This window comes from Kitasatospora sp. NPDC051170 (genome assembly GCF_044455705.1).
GTDB lineage: Bacteria > Actinomycetota > Actinomycetes > Streptomycetales > Streptomycetaceae > Kitasatospora.
This window is the reverse complement of the sequence record NZ_JBITFA010000020.1, coordinates 90,068-107,162: the sequence shown is the minus strand read 5'-3', so window position 1 is coordinate 107,162 and position 17,095 is coordinate 90,068. Positions and strand designations below refer to the sequence as shown.

Here is a 17,095-nt window from a genome sequence, read left to right as displayed (position 1 = left end):
CGAAGGCCGGGCCCTCGGACCCGGTCTCGGTCCGTGTGACCCGGCTGTTCGACCGGCTATTCGACCGGCTGGGCGACGGGTTCGGGGACGGGTTCGGGGGCTGGTTCGGGAGCCGTGGTGAGCGGGGCCGGGCCGCCGCGGGCGCCGTCGGCGAGGGCCAGCAGGTCGTCGGCGGCGGCGCCCTGGGTGGCGCCGACCAGGTGGCCGTCGGGGCGGATCAGCAGGACGGTGTGCGGGCCCGCCTCCGGGTACTCCTCGGTGACCAGGACCTCGGCCGGTACGGGCAGTGCGGCGGCGACCTCGGCGAGGCGGGGCATCAGTCCGGCGCTCAGCCAGTGCTCGGAGGACCAGACGGCGGTGCCGGGGGCGACCAGCAGCAGCAGGAAGGTGGCGCCGAGCCGGGCGTGGAGGTGGTCCGGGGTGCCGTCCGCCGCGAGCACCGGCAGGTCCGGCACGAGGACCCCGGGGGCGGTGGCGGGCAGCAGCTCGCTGAGCGAGGTGGAGCCGCGCGCCCCGCGCTGCACCGGGACGCGGCTGGGCACGCCGGAGGGCGCCGCCGGGTAGGCGGGGGCGCCGCCGAAGCGGCCGGTGCCCAGCTGCCCGTCGGCCAGCAGCGGGGCGTGCTTGCGGAAGCCGCCGACGAGCAGAGAGCGGCGGGTCTGCGCCCAGCCGCGCAGGGGGCGCAGCAGCGGCATCGACTGGTCGACGGCGCGCAGCCGGGCGCCGACCGCGCCGCGGCGCTCGGCCTCGTACCCGTCCAGCAGGGAGCCGCCGGGCTGGGGGCCGCCGCTGTGCAGGTGCCAGGCGAGGGAGAGCCGCCAGGCGAGGTTGTCCGCGTCGCGCAGCCCGTCCGCGAGGTTCTGCATGCCGAGGGCGCCGTGCAGGTGGGCGGCGTCGCCGGCGAGGAAGCAGCGGCCGACCCGGAAGCGGGCGGCGAGGCGCTGCTGGGCGGTGTGGTCGGCGGCGGCGAGCAGCTCGTAGCGCGGGAGCTCGCCGCCGCACCAGCCGGTGAGGGTGGAGGTGACCCGGGTGAGCAGGGTGTCGCCGGTGACGATGCCGGGCCAGGTGGCGTGCGGGTCGACCTGCTCGGCGGGGTCGGGGCGGCCGGGGGGCAGGCGCCAGTCGAGGCGCCAGACGCCGTCGGGCAGGGGGCGGGCGGAGGCTTCGCGGTCGCCGCGCCACGGGGGTTCGCGGTGCAGCCGGGCGCCGTCGAAGGGCAGGTCGACGCGGACGGTGGCGACGGCGTTGCGGTCGACGGCCGGGCGGCCGGGGAAGCGGATCCTGAGCAGCTTGCGGACGGCGGATCTGGCGCCGTCGCAGCCCACCAGGTGGCTGCCGCGCCACCAGGTGCTCGCGCCGTCCCGGGTGCCGGTGGTGCGGACGCTGACGCCGTCGCGGTCCTGTTCGAGCTCGACGACCCGGTGCAGCGGGACGAGCCGGATCAGCGGGGTGGCGGTGAGGGCGTCGCGCAGGCCCCGCTGGAGGCGGTGCTGCGGCAGGTGGAAGGTGGGGGAGTCGGCGAGGTCGATCCGCAGCATCTCCTGGCGGCGGCGCCAGATGGAGAAGGAGTCCCACAGCGCGGAGTCGGAGACCGCCCGCGGGTAGCCGATGCGGGTCAGGAAGGCGGTGGAGTCGGCGCCGAGGACGACGCTGCGAGGGCCCTCGGGGCAGAGCCCGGAGCCCTCGTCGAGGATGACGGTCGGCACCTCGTGCCGGGCCAGGGCGAGGGCCAGGGCCAGACCGACCGGTCCGGCCCCGACCACGATCACCGGGTCCATGAGGGGACCTCCGGGGACGAACCGGCCGATCGGCCGGCGTCAGTTACCGCTGCCGCATATGCCGCGTGGATGCTCCCGGGAGGTGTCACGAAGAGCAATGCAACAGATCACCTGCGTGTCCGTCAAGCAGCAGTCGAAGTGCGCCGGTTCGCGCCGCGGCGCCCGCGGCCCTCGATCCAGTGGGCGAGCGCGGTCAGCAGCAGGCACATCGCGATGTAGATCGGGCCGATCACCAGGACCACGGGGATGTAGGGGAAGGCGGCGTACAGCGGCTGGCTGGCGATCGCCTTCCCCACGAACAGCAGCTCGTGGTACGTGATGATGAAGCCCAGCGAGGTGTCCTTGAGGGTGACGACCAGCTGGCCGATCATCGAGGGCAGCATCGAGCGGACGGCCTGCGGCACCAGGATGAAGGTCATGACCTGCGTCTTGCGCATGCCGAGGGCGTATGCCGCCTCACCCTGGCCGCGGGGCACGGCGTTGACGCCGCTGCGGATGATCTCGGCCTGGACCGACCCGTTGTAGAGGGTGAGGCCGAGCACCAGCGCCCACATCGGCTCCTTGGCGAAGAACGCGTAGTAGAGCGCGACGATCAGGATCAGCAGGGGCATCGCCCGGAAGAACTGGACGACGGTGGTGCAGGTCCAGCGGACCGGCTTGTGGTCGGAGAGCTGGCCGGCGGCCAGCAGGGCGCCCAGGGTGAGGGAGAACAGCGCGGCCAGGCCGAACGCCTTCAGGGTGGACAGCAGGCCGTCCACGATGCGCTGCTGGGTGTTGGTGTACTGGAAGACGTCCCAGAGGTCCGCGTCGAACTGGTTCTTGTCGGCCAGGGTGGAGACGGCGAACCAGATCAGCCCGGCGATGGCGAGCAGCGCGACGATCCCGAACGCCCGGTAGCGGGCGCGGGCCCGCGGGCCGGGGGCGTCGTAGAGGACGCTCGCGGTCGCGGAGCGGTTGAGGAGACTCATCGGGCCACCGCCAGTCGGGATTCCAGGAAGCGGAACAGCGAGGCGATCGTGAAGCTGATCAGCAGGTAGGCGCAGGCCACCCAGAAGAAGATCGCGAAGATCGAGTAGCCCTTCTCGGAGAACGCCTGCTGCGCGCTGTACAGCTCGCTGACGCTGAACGCGCCGGCGATCGCGGAGTTCCTCGGCAGGGCGATGAACACGCTGCTCATCGGGGCGAGGACGGTGCGGCCGGCCTGCGGCAGCACGATGTGGAGGAGGGTCTGGCCGAAGCCCATGCCCAGGCTCCGGGCGGCCTCGGCCTGGCCCAGCGGCACGGTGTTGATGCCCGAGCGGATGACCTCGCAGACGAACGAGGCGGTGTACCCGCCGAGCGCCAGCGTGGCGAGGGTCAGGTAGCTCAGGCTCGCGCCGAGCCGGGGCAGGCCGAAGACCGCGGCGAAGAACAGGATGGTCAGCGGGGTGTTGCGGAAGACCGTGACCCAGGCGGTCCCGAATCCGCGGAGGATCGGGACGGGTGAGACGCGGAAGGCCGCCAGCAGGGTGCCCAGCAGCAGGGCGAGCAGTGCGCTGAGCGCGCTCAGCTCGATCGTCTGCAGGAAGCCGTCGCGGAACAACGCGAAGTTGTCGTCCTCGAACAGGAAACCCATTCGGCGGCCCTCCTCTCAGGGGATTGTCGGAACGTGCGGTGGATCGACTGCGGTGGATCAGTAGCGGTCGATGGTCGGCAGGGTGGCCGGCGCCGGGGAGCCGGAGAGGCCGAGCGTCGCGTCGTACGCCTTCTTCCAGTCGCCGTTGTCCTGGTGGGCCTTGATGGCGTCGTTGATCGCGTCGCGCAGGTTCTTGTCGTCCTTGTTCAGGCCGACGCCGTACTTCTCCTCGGTGAACGGCTTGCCGACGACCTTGAGCTGGCCCTTGAACTTGGAGGCGTAGCCCTTGAGGATCGCGTCGTCCGTGGTGACGGCGTCGACCTCACCGGTCGTCAGCTTGTCCACGCACGCGGAGTAGGTGTCGAACTGGGTGACCTTGGCGTTGTACTTCTGGATGTTCTTGATCGAGGTCGAGCCGGTGGCGGTGCAGACGTTCTTGCCCGCGATGCTGTCCGGGCCGGTGATCGAGGTGTTGTCGGCCTTCACCAGCAGGTCCTGGCCGGCGATGTAGTACGGGCCCGCGAAGGAGACGGTCTTCTTGCGCTCGTCGTTGATGCTGTAGGTGCCGACGTAGAAGTCGATCTGGCCCTTGGAGATGGCCGGCTCGCGCTGCGAGGAGACCAGGGTCGACCACTTGATCTGCTGCGGGGTGAAGCCGAGGTCTGCGGCGATCATCTTGGCGATCTCGATGTCGAAGCCGCTGCGGTCGCCGCTGCCGGGCTCCTCGAAGCCGAGGAAGGGCTGGTCGGCCTTGGCGCCGATGATCAGCTGGCCGCGCTTCTTCGCCTCGGCGAGCGTCGGGGAGTCGATCTTGACGTCCGTCTTGACGGTGTAGCCCGGCGCCTTGGGGGCGTTGCTGGCCGAGGCCGGGTTGTCCGAGGCGCCGGGGGTGCCGTCCTTGCCGCAGGCGGCGGTGGCGGTGAGCGCGACGGCGCAGAGCGCGACGGCGAGGGTACGGGAAGCCTTCATGAGGGTCGTTCTCCTGGGGCCGGGCCACGGCGTCAACCGGGCTCTGACGTCTGGGGGTTGTGCGCGGGCGGGGCCGGCCGGCGTGGTTGCCGGGCCGGCTCCGCGAGGGCTCGAAGCGTCAGTGGTGGAGGATCTTCGAGAGGAAGTCCTTCGCGCGGTCGGAACGCGGCGCGGTGAAGAAGGCATCCGGGGTGTTCTGCTCGACGATCTTCCCGTCGGCCATGAACAGGACCCGGTTGGCGGCGGAGCGGGCGAAGCCCATCTCGTGCGTGACGACGACCATCGTCATGCCGTCGGCGGCCAGCTGGCGCATGACCTCCAGGACCTCGTTGACCATCTCCGGGTCGAGCGCCGAGGTCGGCTCGTCGAAGAGCATGACCTTGGGCTTCATGGCCAGCGCCCGGGCGATCGCCACGCGCTGCTGCTGGCCGCCGGAGAGCTGGGCCGGGTACTTGTCCGCCTGCGCGCCGACGCCGACGCGCTCCAGCAGCTCCCGCGCGGTCTTCACGGCCGCGGCCCTGGCGACCTTGCGCACCTTGACCTGGCCGATGACCACGTTCTCCAGCACGGTCTTGTGCGCGAAGAGGTTGAAGCCCTGGAACACCATGCCGACCTCGGTGCGCAGGCGGGCCAGTTCCCGGCCCTCCTCGGGCAGCGGGCGGCCGTCGATGCTGATCCGGCCGGAGTCGATCGTCTCCAGCCGGTTGATCGTCCGGCAGAGCGTGGACTTGCCCGACCCGGACGGGCCGATCAGCACCACGACCTCGCCCTGGACGATCTCCAGGTCGATGTCCTGGAGCACGTGCAGCGCGCCGTAGTGCTTGTTGACGTTGTTCAGCTCGACCAGGGGGCGGGCTGCGGGGGTGGAGTCCTCGATGGGGCTCTCGGTCATCGCGCCTGCTCCCTCAATGTCGGTCATGCCACCAGGAAAGCCTCAACTCCCTTGGGTGGCAATGGTGGTACGTGGATCGGGGGCCGCGACCGGCGGAGCCGCAGCCCCCGGTGGGCCGACCTTAGGAGGGTTGACGACGCCCAGTCAGCCGATCTGAGCGGAACTTGAGGATCACAAAACGGCCACATGGCCTGCGCGCCTCGTTCGTGAGGGCGCCGATCGGGCATGTCACAGCGGGCGGCCGCACCGGAGCTCACCGCTCCCCACGGGTCCGGAGCGCGGCCGTGCCTGGCGCCGGGCCGCCCTCTGGCTCATACTGCGCAGGACCGGGACCGACCGAACGGTCCGGTGATCACGGCGGGTCACAGCCGATCCCGGTGATCACATCTGATCGCGGATGATCGCGAACGATCTCGTGGGGAGAGGAGGAGAACGGCATGCGACTGCTGCTCGTCGAGGACGACGAACGCGTGGCCGCCGCACTGGTCGCGGTGCTCGGGCGGCACGGCTTCCAGGTCCGGCACGCGCGCAGCGGGCACGAGGCGCTCGACGCGCTGGTGCCCGACGGCAACGACCCGTACCGGGTGGTGCTGCTCGACCTCGGGCTGCCCGACCGGGACGGCTTCGAGGTGTGCAGCCGGATCAGGGCCGGCAGCGGCGTGCCCGTGATCATGGTCACCGCCCGCGCCGACATCCGCTCCCGCATCCACGGGCTCAACCTCGGCGCCGACGACTACGTCACCAAGCCGTACGACATGGGCGAGCTCCTCGCCCGCATCCACGCGGTCGCCCGCCGCGGAGCGGGCCCCTCCGCCGCCTCGGCGCCCGCGTCCGACGCCGTCCCGCAGCAGCGCGGCCCGCTGGAGTCGCGCGGCATCCGCATCGACCGGGAGCGCCGCCGGGTCAGCGTCGACGGCCGCGACGTGCCGCTCACCCGCAAGGAGTTCGACCTGCTGGCCCTGCTCGCGCAGAGCCCCGGCGTGGTCTACCGGCGCGAGCAGATCTTCAGCGAGGTCTGGCGCAGCGGCTGGGAGGGCAACGGGCGCACCCTGGAGGTGCACATCGGCTCGCTGCGCAACAAGCTGGCGCTGCCCGGGCTCGTCGAGGCCGTGCGCGGCGTCGGCTACCGGCTGATCCCCGAGTCCCCGGCCCCCGCCGGGCAGCAGCCCCCCGCGGAGCACTGACCGCACGTGCGCACCCGCCTGCTCGGCATCCTGATCGCCCTCATGCTGTGCGTGCTGGCCGCCCTGGGCCTGCCGCTCGCGGCGGCGGTGGCGGCGGCCGAGCAGTCCAGGGTGGTCGTCGACCGGCTCGACGACGCCGCCCGCTTCGCCCAGGACCTGCCCACCTCGGGCGCCGTCTCCGTGGACGCCGCCCGCAAGGGCGAGACCGAGGCCGCCCCCGGCGACCTCAGCCGCAGGCACGCGATCGACGCCGAGGTCCGCCGCTACTTCGACCTGTACGGCGTGCGCCTGGGCATCTTCCAGCGCGACGGGTCGCCGATCTCCGTCGCCCCCGACGACTGGCGGGTGCCCACGAGCGGCTGGGGCGCCCAGGCGTTCCAGGAGGCGCTGGACGGGCGGCGCAGCCACAACCCCCCGCAGGTCTGGCCGTGGACCCCGGATCGCACGATCACCGTGGCCACCCCGGTGGTGCGCGACGGCGACGTGGTCGCGGTGGTGCTCAGCGAGTCCCCGACCGGGGCGCTGCGCACCCGGGTCTTCCACCAGTGGCTGGTGATCGCCGGAGGCGAGGCGGCCGCGATGATCGTCGCCGTGCTGCTGGCCGTCCGGCTCACCGAGTGGGTGCTGCGCCCGGTGCGCACCCTGGACCGGGCGACCCACGACATCGCCACCGGCCGGATGAACGCCCGCGTCGCCCCCGGCGGAGGGCCGCCCGAACTCCAGCGGCTGGCACGGTCGTTCAACGAGATGGCGGACCACGTGGTGCTCGCCATGGACCAGCAGAAGGCGTTCGTCGCGGACGCCTCGCACCAGCTGCGCAACCCGCTGGCCGCCCTGCTGCTGCGGGTCGAGCTGCTCGGCCTGGAACTGCCCGAGGGCCACGAGGAGGAGCTCGGCGGCGTACGGGAGGAGGGCGTGCGGCTGGCCCGGGTGCTGGACGACCTGCTCGGCCTCGCCACCGCCGAGCACTCCCGGCCCGAGCCCGAGCAGACCGACCTCGCCCAGCTCGCCCTGGCCCGGGCGGACGCCTGGCGGCCGGTGGCCGAGCAGCGCGGCCTGGACCTGCGCTGGGACGGTCCGGCGCTGGCCATCGGCATGGCCGACCCGATCGGCTTCGGCTCCGCGCTGGACGCCGTCCTCGACAACGCGCTCAAGTTCAGCCCGCCCGGCAGCCAGGTGCGGCTGCGGGTCGCGGTGCGCCGCGGCGAGGTCGCGGTGACGGTCAGCGACGCCGGGCCGGGCCTCACCGAGGACGAACTGACCCGGGCCGGCGACCGGTTCTGGCGCAGCGCGCGCCACCAGAACGTGGACGGCTCGGGGCTGGGCCTGTCCATCGCCCGCACCCTGCTGACGGCGGGCGGCGGCTCGCTCTCCTTCGCCCCGGTGAAGCCGACCGGGCTTGCCGTGACGCTGACGGTGCCCAGGCCGGAGGCACGTTAGGGCGCCCAGGTCTCGCGGGGCTTCTAGGGCTTCACCGAGCGGTAGTAGCGGGACGCGCCCGTGTGCAGGGGCAGTGGGTCGGTGTAGACGGCGGTGCGCAGGTCGACGAGCTGGGCGGCGTGGACCTTGGAGCCGATCTGGTCGCGGCTGTCGATCACGGCCTTCGTCATGCCCTCGACCAGGTCGTCGGCGACGTCGGCCCTGGTGATCAGCAGGTTGGGCACGGCCACGGTGGCGACGGCGTCCGAGGGCTGGGCGTCCGGGTAGGTGCCCTTGGGCATGGTGGCCGCGCGGTAGGCGTCGGTGCCGCCGCCCTCGGCCCGGTGCAGGGCCTCGGCGAGGTCGCTCAGCGGCACCACCCTGATCGCCATCCGGGCGGAGAGGTCGGTGAGGGCGCTGGTCGGCAGGCCCCCGGACCAGAAGAACGCGTCCAGCTCGCCGTCGCGCAGCTTCTGCGCGGCCTCGACGATCCCGGTGGGCGCCGGCGTTATGTCGTGGTCCGGGTCCAGCCCGGCCGCCGCCAGCAGCCGCTTGGTCACCAGGTTCACCCCGGACTGGCGCAGGCCCACGCCGACCCGCTTGCCCTTGAGGTCGGCCGTGCGGTGCACGGTGGAGTCGGCCGGGACGATCAGCTGCAGGTAGTCGTCGTACAGCCGGGCGATGGCCCGCAGCTTGCCCTTCTCCGGGCCCTGGTAGTCGGCCACGGCGTCGGCGGTGGCGATCGCGAAGTCGTCCTTGCCGCTGATCACCCGCTCCAGGTTCTCGACCGAGCCCGCGGTGCCGTCCAGGGCCAGCCGCACCCCCGGCATCGCCCGGGTGACGTGCTCCTGGAGCATCTGCCCGTACCGGTCGTAGACGCCGCTGGGCACCCCGGTGGCGAAGCGGACCTCGCCGCGGGGGCCGCGCGGGGACCCGCCAGCCGACAGCCACCAGCCGCCCAGGCCCGCCAGCAGCAGGGCCATGACCAGCACCGTCCGCCACAGCCGGCTGCGCGCGGCCGTGCGGGTGGCGGCGCCGAGACGGGACGGGAGGGTGGGGGCCATGCAGGGATACTGCCAGGCACTCCCGCCGAACGGGAGGGGGAGCGCTTGTGCGGCGGGCCGGGAAAACCGCTTCGCGGGTGCCCGTACCCTGGTCTGGTGAGCGGTGAGAGCGGATTGAAGAGCTACAAGGTCGTCACGCACGGCTGCCAGATGAACGTCCACGACTCCGAGCGGCTGTCCGGCCTGCTGGAGGAGGCGGGCTACGTCAAGGCCGGCGCCGAGGGCGACCCGGACCTGGTGGTGTTCAACACCTGCGCGGTGCGGGAGAACGCCGACAACAAGCTGTACGGCAACCTCGGGCAGCTCGCGCCGGCCAAGACCCGCAACAAGGGCATGCAGATCGCCGTCGGCGGCTGCCTGGCGCAGAAGGACCGCGAGAGCATCGTCGCGCGGGCCCCCTGGGTCGACGTGGTGTTCGGCACCCACAACATCGGCCACCTGCCGGCCCTGCTGGAGCGGGCCGCGGTCGAGCGCAAGGCCCAGGTCGAGATCCTGGAGTCGCTGGAGACCTTCCCCTCCACCCTGCCGACCCGCCGCGAATCCGCCTACGCCGCCTGGGTCGCCATCTCGGTCGGCTGCAACAACACCTGCACCTTCTGCATCGTCCCCGCGCTGCGCGGCAAGGAGGAGGACCGCCGCCCCGGCGACGTCCTCGCCGAGGTCGAGGCGCTGGTCGCCGAGGGCGTCATCGAGGTGACCCTGCTCGGCCAGAACGTCAACGCGTACGGCTCCGACCTGGGCGACCGCGAGGCCTTCTCCAAGCTGCTGCGCGCCGCCGGGCAGATCGAGGGCCTGGAGCGCATCCGCTTCACCTCGCCGCACCCGCGCGACTTCACCGACGACGTGATCGCCGCGATGGCCGAGACCCCGAACGTGATGCACCAGCTGCACATGCCGCTGCAGTCCGGCTCCGACCGCGTGCTGAAGGCGATGCGCCGTTCGTACCGGCAGGACCGTTTCCTCGGGATCATCCGCAAGGTCCGCGAGGCGATGCCGGACGCCGCGATCTCCACCGACATCATCGTCGGCTTCCCCGGCGAGACCGAGGAGGACTTCGAGGAGACGATGCACGTCGTCCGCGAGGCCCGCTTCACCAACGCCTTCACCTTCCAGTACTCCAAGCGGCCCGGGACCCCGGCGGCCGAGATGGAGGACCAGGTGCCCAAGGAGGTCGTCCAGGCCCGCTACGACCGGCTGATCAAGCTCCAGGAGGAGATCTCCTGGGACGAGAACAAGAAGCAGGTCGGCCGGACGCTGGAGATCCTGGTCGCCGAGGGCGAGGGCAAGAAGGACGACCGGACGCAGCGGCTCTCCGGGCGCGCGCCCGACAACCGGCTGGTGCACTTCTCGAAGCCCGAGGAGCCGGTGCGGCCGGGCGACATCGTGACCGTCGAGATCACCTACGCCGCCCCGCACCACCTGCTCGCCGAGGGCCCGGCGCTCGGGGTGCGACGCACCCGGGCGGGCGACGCCTGGGAGAAGCGGCAGGCGCAGCCGGCGGCCAAGCCGGCCGGGGTGATGCTCGGGCTGCCGAAGATCGGCGTTCCGGCCGAGCTGCCGCTGGCCGCCCCGGCGGGCGGGGCCTGCTGCGGGGACTGATCGCTGTTCCGGGCGGCCCGGTTGGACCCGCGCCGAGCCGAAGGGGCGCGCCGATGCCGAAAGCGAGGAGCGACAAGCGAGGTACGAGCGCCGGAGCGACGAACGTCGGCATCGGGTCGGAGCGCCCCGGAGGCGAGCGCGCGAGTAGCAGCTCCCGCCGGGCCGTTCGGCTTCCCGGCTAGAGTGATCCACATGCTGGTAGCCGCCGCCGTGTGCCCCTGTCCGCCGCTGCTCGTCCCCGAGGTCGCCGTCGGTGCGGCGCCGGAGCTGGACGGGCTGCGCGCCGCCTGTGACGAGGCGCTGGCGGCGCTGGTCGCGGCGGGGCCCGAGCTGCTCGTGGTGGTCGGTACCGGGCCGGAGGCCGAGGTGTGGACCGAGGGCGGGGCCGGGTCGTTCCACCGGTACGGGGTGCCGATGGTCGCCAAGCTGCCCGGCGGGCGGGTCGAGGGGCCGGAGCTGGCGCCCTCGCTGACCGTGGGCGCGTGGCTGCTGGAACGCGCCGGGGTGGACGTGCCGACGCACGCCTGTGCGGTGCCCGCGGACGCCCCCGCCGACCGGATGCTGGGCCTCGGCCAGGGCCTGGCCGGGCTCGCGGACCGGGTGGGCCTGCTGGTGATGGGCGACGGCAGCGCCTGCCGCACGCTGAAGGCGCCCGGGTACCTGGACGAGCGGGCCGAGGGCTTCGACGCCTCACTGGCCGCCGCGCTGGGCTCGGCCGACGTCGCGGCCCTGGCCGCGCTGGACGCCGCCCTGGCCGCCGAGCTCAAGGCCGAGGGCCGCGCGCCCTGGCAGGTCCTGGCCGGCGCCGCGCAGGGCGCCGGCCTCACGGCCCGACTCGGCTACGAGGACGCGCCGTACGGCGTCGGGTACCTCGTGGCCTCCTGGTCCCAGCAGTCCTAAGGGGCCTGGCCGGTCAGGACTGCGGCGGCGTCGGGCCCCCGCCGCCCGGCTGCCCGGGCTCGGGCTTGTGGGCGAAGTCGTCCACCGCGCCCTTGGCCTTGCTGGCGCCGTGCTCGATCTTGTCGCTGTACTTGCCCTTGGTCGCCTTGTCGATCACGCCGCCGGCTTTGTCGACCACGCTGTCGATCTGCTCGTGGTGCTTGCCCGCGAGCTCGCTGGCCTTCTCCTTGAGCTCCTCGGCCTTGCCCTTGAGGTTGTCCATCAGACCCATGGCGATCTCACCCTTCCTCGGCTGTCTTCCCGCACAACGTCCGGGACGGGCAAAGAGTTCGCAAAGGAGTCCCGGCGGCGAAGCGGAGGAGACAGTCATATCGTCGCGCAGGTCGGGCCCGGCGGCAGCCCGGTCTCCGGTGCCGGGCCGGTTTTGGGAGACTGGAGCGGTGAGCAGCTCCCGTGTGATCAGCATCGTCGGCGCGACCGCCGCCGGAAAGTCCGACCTGGCCGTCGCCCTCGCCCGCAGCCTCGACGGCGAGGTGATCAACACCGACTCGATGCAGCTCTACCGGGGCATGGACATCGGCACCGCCAAGCTCACCACGGCCGAGCGCGGGGGAGTGCCGCACCACCTGATGGACGTCTGGGACGTCACCGAGGCCGCCAGCGTCGCCGAGTACCAGCGGCTGGCCCGCGCCGAGATCGACCGGCTGCTCGCCGCCGGGCGCACGCCCGTCCTGGTCGGCGGCTCCGGACTGTACGTACGGGCGGCGATCGACGAGATGGAGTTCCCCGGCACCGATCCGGCCGTGCGCGCCCGGCTGGAGGCCGAGCTGGAGCAGGTCGGCCCGTACGCGCTGCACCGGCGGCTGGCCGAGCTGGACCCGGCGGCCGGGGAGGCGATCCTGACGAGCAACGGGCGGCGGATCGTGCGGGCGCTGGAGGTCATGGAGATCACCGGGCAGCCGTTCACCGCCAACCTGCCGGGCAACACCGCCGTGTACGAGGCGGTGCAGATCGGCGTCGCCGTGCCGCGCCCCGAGCTGGACGAGCGGATCGCCCTGCGCGTGGACCGGATGTGGGAGGCCGGACTGCTGGACGAGGTGCGGGCGCTGGAGGGGGTCGGCCTGCGGGAGGGGAGGACGGCCTCCCGGGCGCTCGGCTACCAGCAGGTGCTGGCCCACTTCGCCGGGGAGTGCACCGAGGACGAGGCGAGGGCCGAAACCGTACGGGCCACCAAGCGGTTCGCCCGCCGCCAGGAGTCCTGGTTCCGCCGCGACGACCGGATCACCTGGCTCTCCCGCCCGGCGGGTACGGACCCCGTGGAGCTGCTGGAACGCTCCCTCGAACTGATCGGTCGTCAGGAGGTTCCGGCCCCCTGACACGGGTTTCGGCCAATTCGGCGGTGCACCTGCGCGCGCAGCCGACCGTGCAGGACGAACCGGGGGTCACGGCCCGATCACGTGATGGCCACGGATCACCCGACGACCCCGATACGGACCGGGCCGCACCTCTGGACATGCCATCATCGATGCCGTAGGGGTCGGCCCGGGCGGGCCGACCGGGCCAGGCCGCGAGTCCGCTCGTGTCGAACTGTCAGGGGAGGCCGTGTGTCGACGGGTACCGGCCCCGAACCCGGCCAGAGCGGGAGCGTCACCGCTGCGGCGGAGGAGTTCGACGAGTCGACCATGGGTGACCTCCCCGTGCTGACGGGCCTCGACGTGCCCACCTCGTACGCGGCCGCGGTGCCCGCGCTGGACACCCGCACCCCGCCGGACGCCGCCGTGCACGAGCGGGAGATCCGGCCGCGCCGCCGCCTGCGCTGGTGGCAGATCCTGCCGATCGCGCTGCTCGGCATCCTCGGCTCGCTGATGTTCGCCTTCCCGCTCGCCTTCGGCTCGGCCGGGTCGCGCGCCACGATGGTCGGGATGCTCGGGCTGCTGCTCACCGCCGCCTCGGTCGGCTGGGGCGCGATGGCCGCCCGGCACGCCGGCTACAAGTGGCCGGGCCTGCCGCGCCGCGGCTCGGGGCAGCGGGCGGGGTGGAAGGCGATCGTGGTCTACACCCTCATCGCGCTGGCCGCCTCGGTGCTCGCCGTCTGGCGGGTGGCCTACCTCCGGTAGGGCCGCTGCCGCGTCAGTACCATCGGGAGGGTGAGCGCATCCTCCCTCCCGCAGTCCGGCCCCTTCCCGCAGACCGGCTCCTTCCCGCAGTCCGGTCTCCCCTTCTTCAAGGGGCACGGCACCCAGAACGACTTCGTGATCGTCCCGGACCCGGACGGGCTGCTCGACATCGGCCCCCGGGCCGTCGCCGCGCTGTGCGACCGGCGGGCCGGGATCGGGGCGGACGGGCTGCTGCGGGTGGTGCGGGCGGCCAACGACCCGGCCGCGAAGGAGCAGGCCGACCGGGCCGAGTGGTTCATGGACTACCGCAACGCGGACGGCAGCATCGCCGAGATGTGCGGCAACGGCGTGCGGGTCTTCGCCCGGTTCCTGATCGAGGCGGGCCTGGCCGAGCCCGGGGAGCTGGCGATCGCCACCCGCGCCGGGGTGCGCACCGCCCGGATCGCCGAGGCCGGGCCGGACGGCACCCCCGGTGACGTCACCGTCGGCATGGGCCACGCCCGGCTGCCCGGCCCGGACGGCATCGAGGTGGCCGTGGGCGAGCGCCGCTGGCCGGCCCTGAACGTCAACATGGGCAACCCGCACGCCGTCGCCTTCGTCGAGAGCCTGGACCACGCCGGCAAGCTGTACGACGCGCCGCTCACCAGCCCCGAGGGTGCCTATCCCGAGGGCGTCAACGTCGAGTTCGTGGTGGACCGGGGCCCGCGTCAGGTCGCCATGCGGGTGCACGAGCGCGGCTCCGGCGAGACCCTCTCCTGCGGGACCGGCGCGTGCGCCGTCGCCGTGGCGGCCATCCGCCGGGACGGCGACGACCCGGCCGTCACCGGCGAGGCCGCCTCGTACACCGTGGACCTGCCCGGCGGCCGGCTGGTCATCACCGAGCACCCCGACGGTCTGGTGGAGATGACGGGCCCGGCCGTGATCGTGGCCGAGGGGCGGCTGGACGAGCGCTGGTGGGAGTCGGTCACCGAGGCAGACCAGGGCTGACGGCCCGTTTTGCCCACTTCGGCGGGTGACGAATCCCCCCGTTCGGGTGATACCGGTCGCGGAGGGGAAGCAAGGCGACGCGGAACGTGCTCTGCTCGGTAGCATGGACCACCGGGTGATCACCCCTCGGGGGAGGGGTAGCACGACCGGCCCCCACGAGGGGCACGCCCGGCGAGCTGCCGGAGGTGCCGATGACCATCGAAGCCGGGCAGTCCCTGACGGGGCAGCCGACGACCGCACGGCAAGCCGGGGCCCGACGGCCCCTAGGAGAGCTGGGCCTGGCCGCCCTGGGCAGGGCCGGCCGGGCCGCCCTGCTCGCCACCGGCCGTCAACCCGTGCCCGACGCGCTGGAACCGCTGGTGCGCGTGCACCGGGAGCACCACCCGCAGGCCGACCTCGCGCTGCTCGCCCGCGCCTACCGGCTGGCCGAGGCCAGCCACCGCGGCCAGAAGCGCAAGAGCGGCGAGCCGTACATCACCCACCCGCTGGCCGTCACCATGATCCTGGCCCAACTCGGCGCCGGGACGACCACCTTGGTCGCCTCGATCCTCCACGACACCGTCGAGGACACCGAGTTGACTCTGGACCAGGTGAGCGCCGGGTTCGGGCCCGAAGTCGCCTACCTGGTCGACGGGGTGACGAAGCTGGAGAAGGTCGACTTCGGCGCCGCCGCCGAGGCCGAGACCTTCCGCAAGATGCTCGTCGCCACCGGCGACGACGTCCGGGTGATGGTGATCAAGCTCGCCGACCGGCTGCACAACATGCGCACCATCCGGCACATGAAGCCGGCCAGCCAGGTGCGGATCGCCAAGGTCACCCGGGACGTGCTGATCCCGCTGGCCGAGCGGCTCGGCATCCAGGTGCTCAAGGCGGAGCTGGAGGACATCGTCTTCGCCACCCTGCACCCCGAGGAGCACGCCCGCACCCGCGCCCTGATGACCGGTCACGAGGAGGAGCCGGACACCCTGCTGGAGCCCTTCGCCCGGCGGCTCGCCCGCCAGCTCGCCGAGGCCGGCATCGCCTCCGAGGTCACCGTCCGGCCCCGGCACTGCGTCTCGCTGCACCGGATGCTGCTCAGGCGCTCCGCCGTCCCCGGCCGCGACGGTCGGCCGCAGGGCCCGCAGCCCGCGGACTTCGGGCGGCTGCTGGTCGTGGTCGAGGAGAACGCCGACTGCTACGCCGTGCTCGGCGAGCTGCACACCTGCTGGACGCCGCTGCCCGGGGAGTTCAAGGACTTCGTCGCCGCGCCCAAGTTCAACCTCTACCAGTCGCTGCACACCGCCGTGGCGCTGGAGCGCGGAGCCGTCGTCGAGGTGCTGGTGCGCACCCGGCGGATGCACGAGGTCGCCCAGACCGGGGTGGTCGCGCTCGGCGACCCGACGCCCGCCGAGGCGGTGGCCGCGGGCGCCGACGAGCTGGACCGCACCGACCCGGCCAGGCCCGGCTGGCTCAGCCGGCTGCTGGAGTGGCAGCAGGACACCCCCGACCCGGACGCCTTCTGGTCCGCGCTCACCGCCGACCTGGCCGGTGACCGCGAGATCACCGTGGTGACGGAGAGCGGCGAAACGCTTCAGCTGAGGGCCGGGGCCACCTGCGTGGACGCGGCCTACCTGCTCGGCGAGGAGACCGGCCACCGATGTATCGGCGCCCGCGTCAACGGCCGGCTCACCGCGCTGTCCACCGCGCTGCGCGACGGCGACGTGCTGGCCGTCCTCACCGAGGCCCCCACCACCGGGGGCGCCCAGCCCTCCGGGCCCTCCCCGCAGTGGCTGGAGTTCGCCCGCACCCCGGCCGCCCGGCTGGCCATCGCGCGCTGGATCGCCGACCACCCGGCGGGCCCGCCGGTGGTGCGCACCGGACCCTCCGGCGCGGCCTCCGCCGCCGTCGACCAGCCCGCCGCCGAGACCGCCGCCGGGCCCGCCGCCGGGCGCCGCTCCGCGCCCGTCACCGTCACCGGCCGCCCCGGAGCGCCCGTACGGCTGGCGCGCTGCTGCACGCCCGTACCGCCCGACGAGGTGACCGGCTACCCGATCCGCGGCGGCGCCGTCGCCGTGCACCGCACCGGCTGCCCGGCCGGGGAGCGGATGCGGGCGGACGGCCGGGCCGAGCTGGAGGTGCGCTGGAAACCGCAGGACGCCCCGGTGGCCGGCCACCGCGTCACCCTGGACGCCGAGGCGCTCAACCGGCCCCGGCTGCTCGCCGACCTCACGGCGGCGATCTCCGCCGAGGGCGTCGGCATCGTCTCGGCCGAGGTCGAGCCGCCGCAGCAGCTGCGGGTGCGCCACCGCTACACCGTGGAACTGCCCGAGCCGGGGGCCCTGCCCGGGCTGATGCGGGCGATGCTGAAGGTCTCCGGGGTGTACGACGTGAGCCGTCCGCAGGCCCTGGCGGGAGGCGGGACGGGCCGGGCCGGGACGAAAAAGGGGTGACCGGTCCGCTACCGACGTGCGACCATCATGGGGAATTCACGGCCGGTCCGCGGTGTTCTCAGGGCACAGGAGCCCGGGGGAACCCGCGGCCCCCAGGGGTAGCTCACCTCTCACCCGGACGGTAGCCGGGGCCACGGCTGGG

Annotated in this window: 15 protein-coding genes; 8 read left to right on the top strand and 7 right to left on the bottom strand. The window is 73.3% G+C overall.

What is annotated here, in order from left to right; genetic code table 11:
• Positions 1-56: 56 nt before the first annotated feature.
• The 5 genes from ACIBCA_RS32910 to ACIBCA_RS32890 form a co-directional block, all read right to left on the bottom strand.
• Entirely contained in the window at positions 57-1,778 is a 1,722-nt protein-coding gene (locus ACIBCA_RS32910) for an FAD-dependent monooxygenase (RefSeq protein WP_396286732.1), read from the bottom strand.
• 122 nt (positions 1,779-1,900) lie between these two features.
• On the bottom strand, positions 1,901-2,746 hold the full coding sequence (locus ACIBCA_RS32905) for an amino acid ABC transporter permease (protein WP_396286731.1): 846 nt from the start codon (positions 2,744-2,746) through the stop codon (positions 1,901-1,903).
• On the bottom strand, positions 2,743-3,393 hold the full coding sequence (locus ACIBCA_RS32900; RefSeq protein WP_396286730.1) for an amino acid ABC transporter permease: 651 nt from the start codon (positions 3,391-3,393) through the stop codon (positions 2,743-2,745). The genes ACIBCA_RS32905 and ACIBCA_RS32900 overlap by 4 nt, the downstream gene beginning before the upstream one ends.
• Before the next feature lie 57 nt (positions 3,394-3,450).
• On the bottom strand, positions 3,451-4,362 hold the full coding sequence (locus ACIBCA_RS32895) for a glutamate ABC transporter substrate-binding protein (RefSeq protein WP_396286729.1): 912 nt from the start codon (positions 4,360-4,362) through the stop codon (positions 3,451-3,453).
• A gap of 118 nt (positions 4,363-4,480) precedes the next feature.
• Positions 4,481-5,254, bottom strand: coding sequence for an amino acid ABC transporter ATP-binding protein (locus tag ACIBCA_RS32890; protein WP_396286728.1), 774 nt, complete (start codon positions 5,252-5,254; stop codon positions 4,481-4,483).
• 437 nt (positions 5,255-5,691) lie between these two features.
• On the opposite strand from ACIBCA_RS32890, the gene ACIBCA_RS32885 reads away from it, so the two are divergent.
• Entirely contained in the window at positions 5,692-6,438 is a 747-nt protein-coding gene (locus ACIBCA_RS32885; protein WP_396286727.1) for a response regulator transcription factor, read from the top strand.
• A gap of 6 nt (positions 6,439-6,444) precedes the next feature.
• Positions 6,445-7,878, top strand: a complete 1,434-nt coding sequence (locus ACIBCA_RS32880; RefSeq protein ID WP_396286726.1) for a sensor histidine kinase — start codon at positions 6,445-6,447, stop codon at positions 7,876-7,878.
• Positions 7,879-7,901: 23 nt separating this feature from the next.
• On the opposite strand, the gene ACIBCA_RS32875 is transcribed toward ACIBCA_RS32880, so the two are convergent.
• A complete protein-coding gene (locus tag ACIBCA_RS32875; protein WP_396286725.1) occupies positions 7,902-8,921 on the bottom strand; it encodes a TAXI family TRAP transporter solute-binding subunit in 1,020 nt (339 codons plus the stop codon).
• A 96-nt stretch (positions 8,922-9,017) separates the two neighbouring features.
• Between ACIBCA_RS32875 and miaB the strand changes: the two genes are divergently transcribed.
• Both miaB and ACIBCA_RS32865 read left to right on the top strand, forming a co-directional pair.
• Complete coding sequence (miaB, locus tag ACIBCA_RS32870) at positions 9,018-10,520, top strand: tRNA (N6-isopentenyl adenosine(37)-C2)-methylthiotransferase MiaB (RefSeq protein ID WP_396286724.1); 1,503 nt, start codon at positions 9,018-9,020, stop codon at positions 10,518-10,520.
• Between the two features lie 192 nt (positions 10,521-10,712).
• Complete coding sequence (locus ACIBCA_RS32865) at positions 10,713-11,420, top strand: hypothetical protein (RefSeq protein ID WP_396286723.1); 708 nt, start codon at positions 10,713-10,715, stop codon at positions 11,418-11,420.
• Between the two features lie 13 nt (positions 11,421-11,433).
• On the opposite strand, the gene ACIBCA_RS32860 is transcribed toward ACIBCA_RS32865, so the two are convergent.
• Positions 11,434-11,691: an antitoxin gene (locus ACIBCA_RS32860; RefSeq protein ID WP_396286722.1), complete on the bottom strand. Its 258-nt coding sequence runs from the start codon at positions 11,689-11,691 to the stop codon at positions 11,434-11,436.
• Positions 11,692-11,860: 169 nt separating this feature from the next.
• On the opposite strand from ACIBCA_RS32860, the gene miaA reads away from it, so the two are divergent.
• From miaA to ACIBCA_RS32840, 4 genes are all read left to right on the top strand, one after another.
• Complete coding sequence (miaA, locus tag ACIBCA_RS32855; protein WP_396286721.1) at positions 11,861-12,796, top strand: tRNA (adenosine(37)-N6)-dimethylallyltransferase MiaA; 936 nt, start codon at positions 11,861-11,863, stop codon at positions 12,794-12,796.
• A 228-nt stretch (positions 12,797-13,024) separates the two neighbouring features.
• Positions 13,025-13,537 (top strand): hypothetical protein, encoded by a 513-nt coding sequence (locus tag ACIBCA_RS32850; protein ID WP_396286720.1) that lies wholly within the window; start codon positions 13,025-13,027, stop codon positions 13,535-13,537.
• A 30-nt stretch (positions 13,538-13,567) separates the two neighbouring features.
• The gene (dapF, locus tag ACIBCA_RS32845) at positions 13,568-14,524 is read left to right on the top strand and encodes a diaminopimelate epimerase (RefSeq protein WP_396286719.1); all 957 of its coding nucleotides are present in this window, start codon (positions 13,568-13,570) and stop codon (positions 14,522-14,524) included.
• Positions 14,525-14,715: 191 nt separating this feature from the next.
• Positions 14,716-16,953: a RelA/SpoT family protein gene (locus ACIBCA_RS32840; protein WP_396286718.1), complete on the top strand. Its 2,238-nt coding sequence runs from the start codon at positions 14,716-14,718 to the stop codon at positions 16,951-16,953.
• The last annotated feature ends 142 nt before the right edge of the window (positions 16,954-17,095 follow it).

Excerpts from the sequence above, each read along its gene's own strand:
- ACIBCA_RS32910 (WP_396286732.1), bottom strand. The coding sequence starts at position 1,778 with ATGGACCCGGTGATCGTGGTCGGGGCCGGACCGGTCGGTCTGGCCCTG.
- ACIBCA_RS32905 (WP_396286731.1), bottom strand. The coding sequence starts at position 2,746 with ATGAGTCTCCTCAACCGCTCCGCGACCGCGAGCGTCCTCTACGACGCC.
- ACIBCA_RS32900 (WP_396286730.1), bottom strand. The coding sequence starts at position 3,393 with ATGGGTTTCCTGTTCGAGGACGACAACTTCGCGTTGTTCCGCGACGGC.
- ACIBCA_RS32895 (WP_396286729.1), bottom strand. The coding sequence starts at position 4,362 with ATGAAGGCTTCCCGTACCCTCGCCGTCGCGCTCTGCGCCGTCGCGCTC.
- ACIBCA_RS32890 (WP_396286728.1), bottom strand. The coding sequence starts at position 5,254 with ATGACCGAGAGCCCCATCGAGGACTCCACCCCCGCAGCCCGCCCCCTG.
- ACIBCA_RS32885 (WP_396286727.1), top strand. The coding sequence starts at position 5,692 with ATGCGACTGCTGCTCGTCGAGGACGACGAACGCGTGGCCGCCGCACTG.
- ACIBCA_RS32875 (WP_396286725.1), bottom strand. The coding sequence starts at position 8,921 with ATGGCCCCCACCCTCCCGTCCCGTCTCGGCGCCGCCACCCGCACGGCC.
- ACIBCA_RS32865 (WP_396286723.1), top strand. The coding sequence starts at position 10,713 with ATGCTGGTAGCCGCCGCCGTGTGCCCCTGTCCGCCGCTGCTCGTCCCC.
- ACIBCA_RS32860 (WP_396286722.1), bottom strand. The coding sequence starts at position 11,691 with ATGGGTCTGATGGACAACCTCAAGGGCAAGGCCGAGGAGCTCAAGGAG.
- ACIBCA_RS32840 (WP_396286718.1), top strand. The coding sequence starts at position 14,716 with ATGACCATCGAAGCCGGGCAGTCCCTGACGGGGCAGCCGACGACCGCA.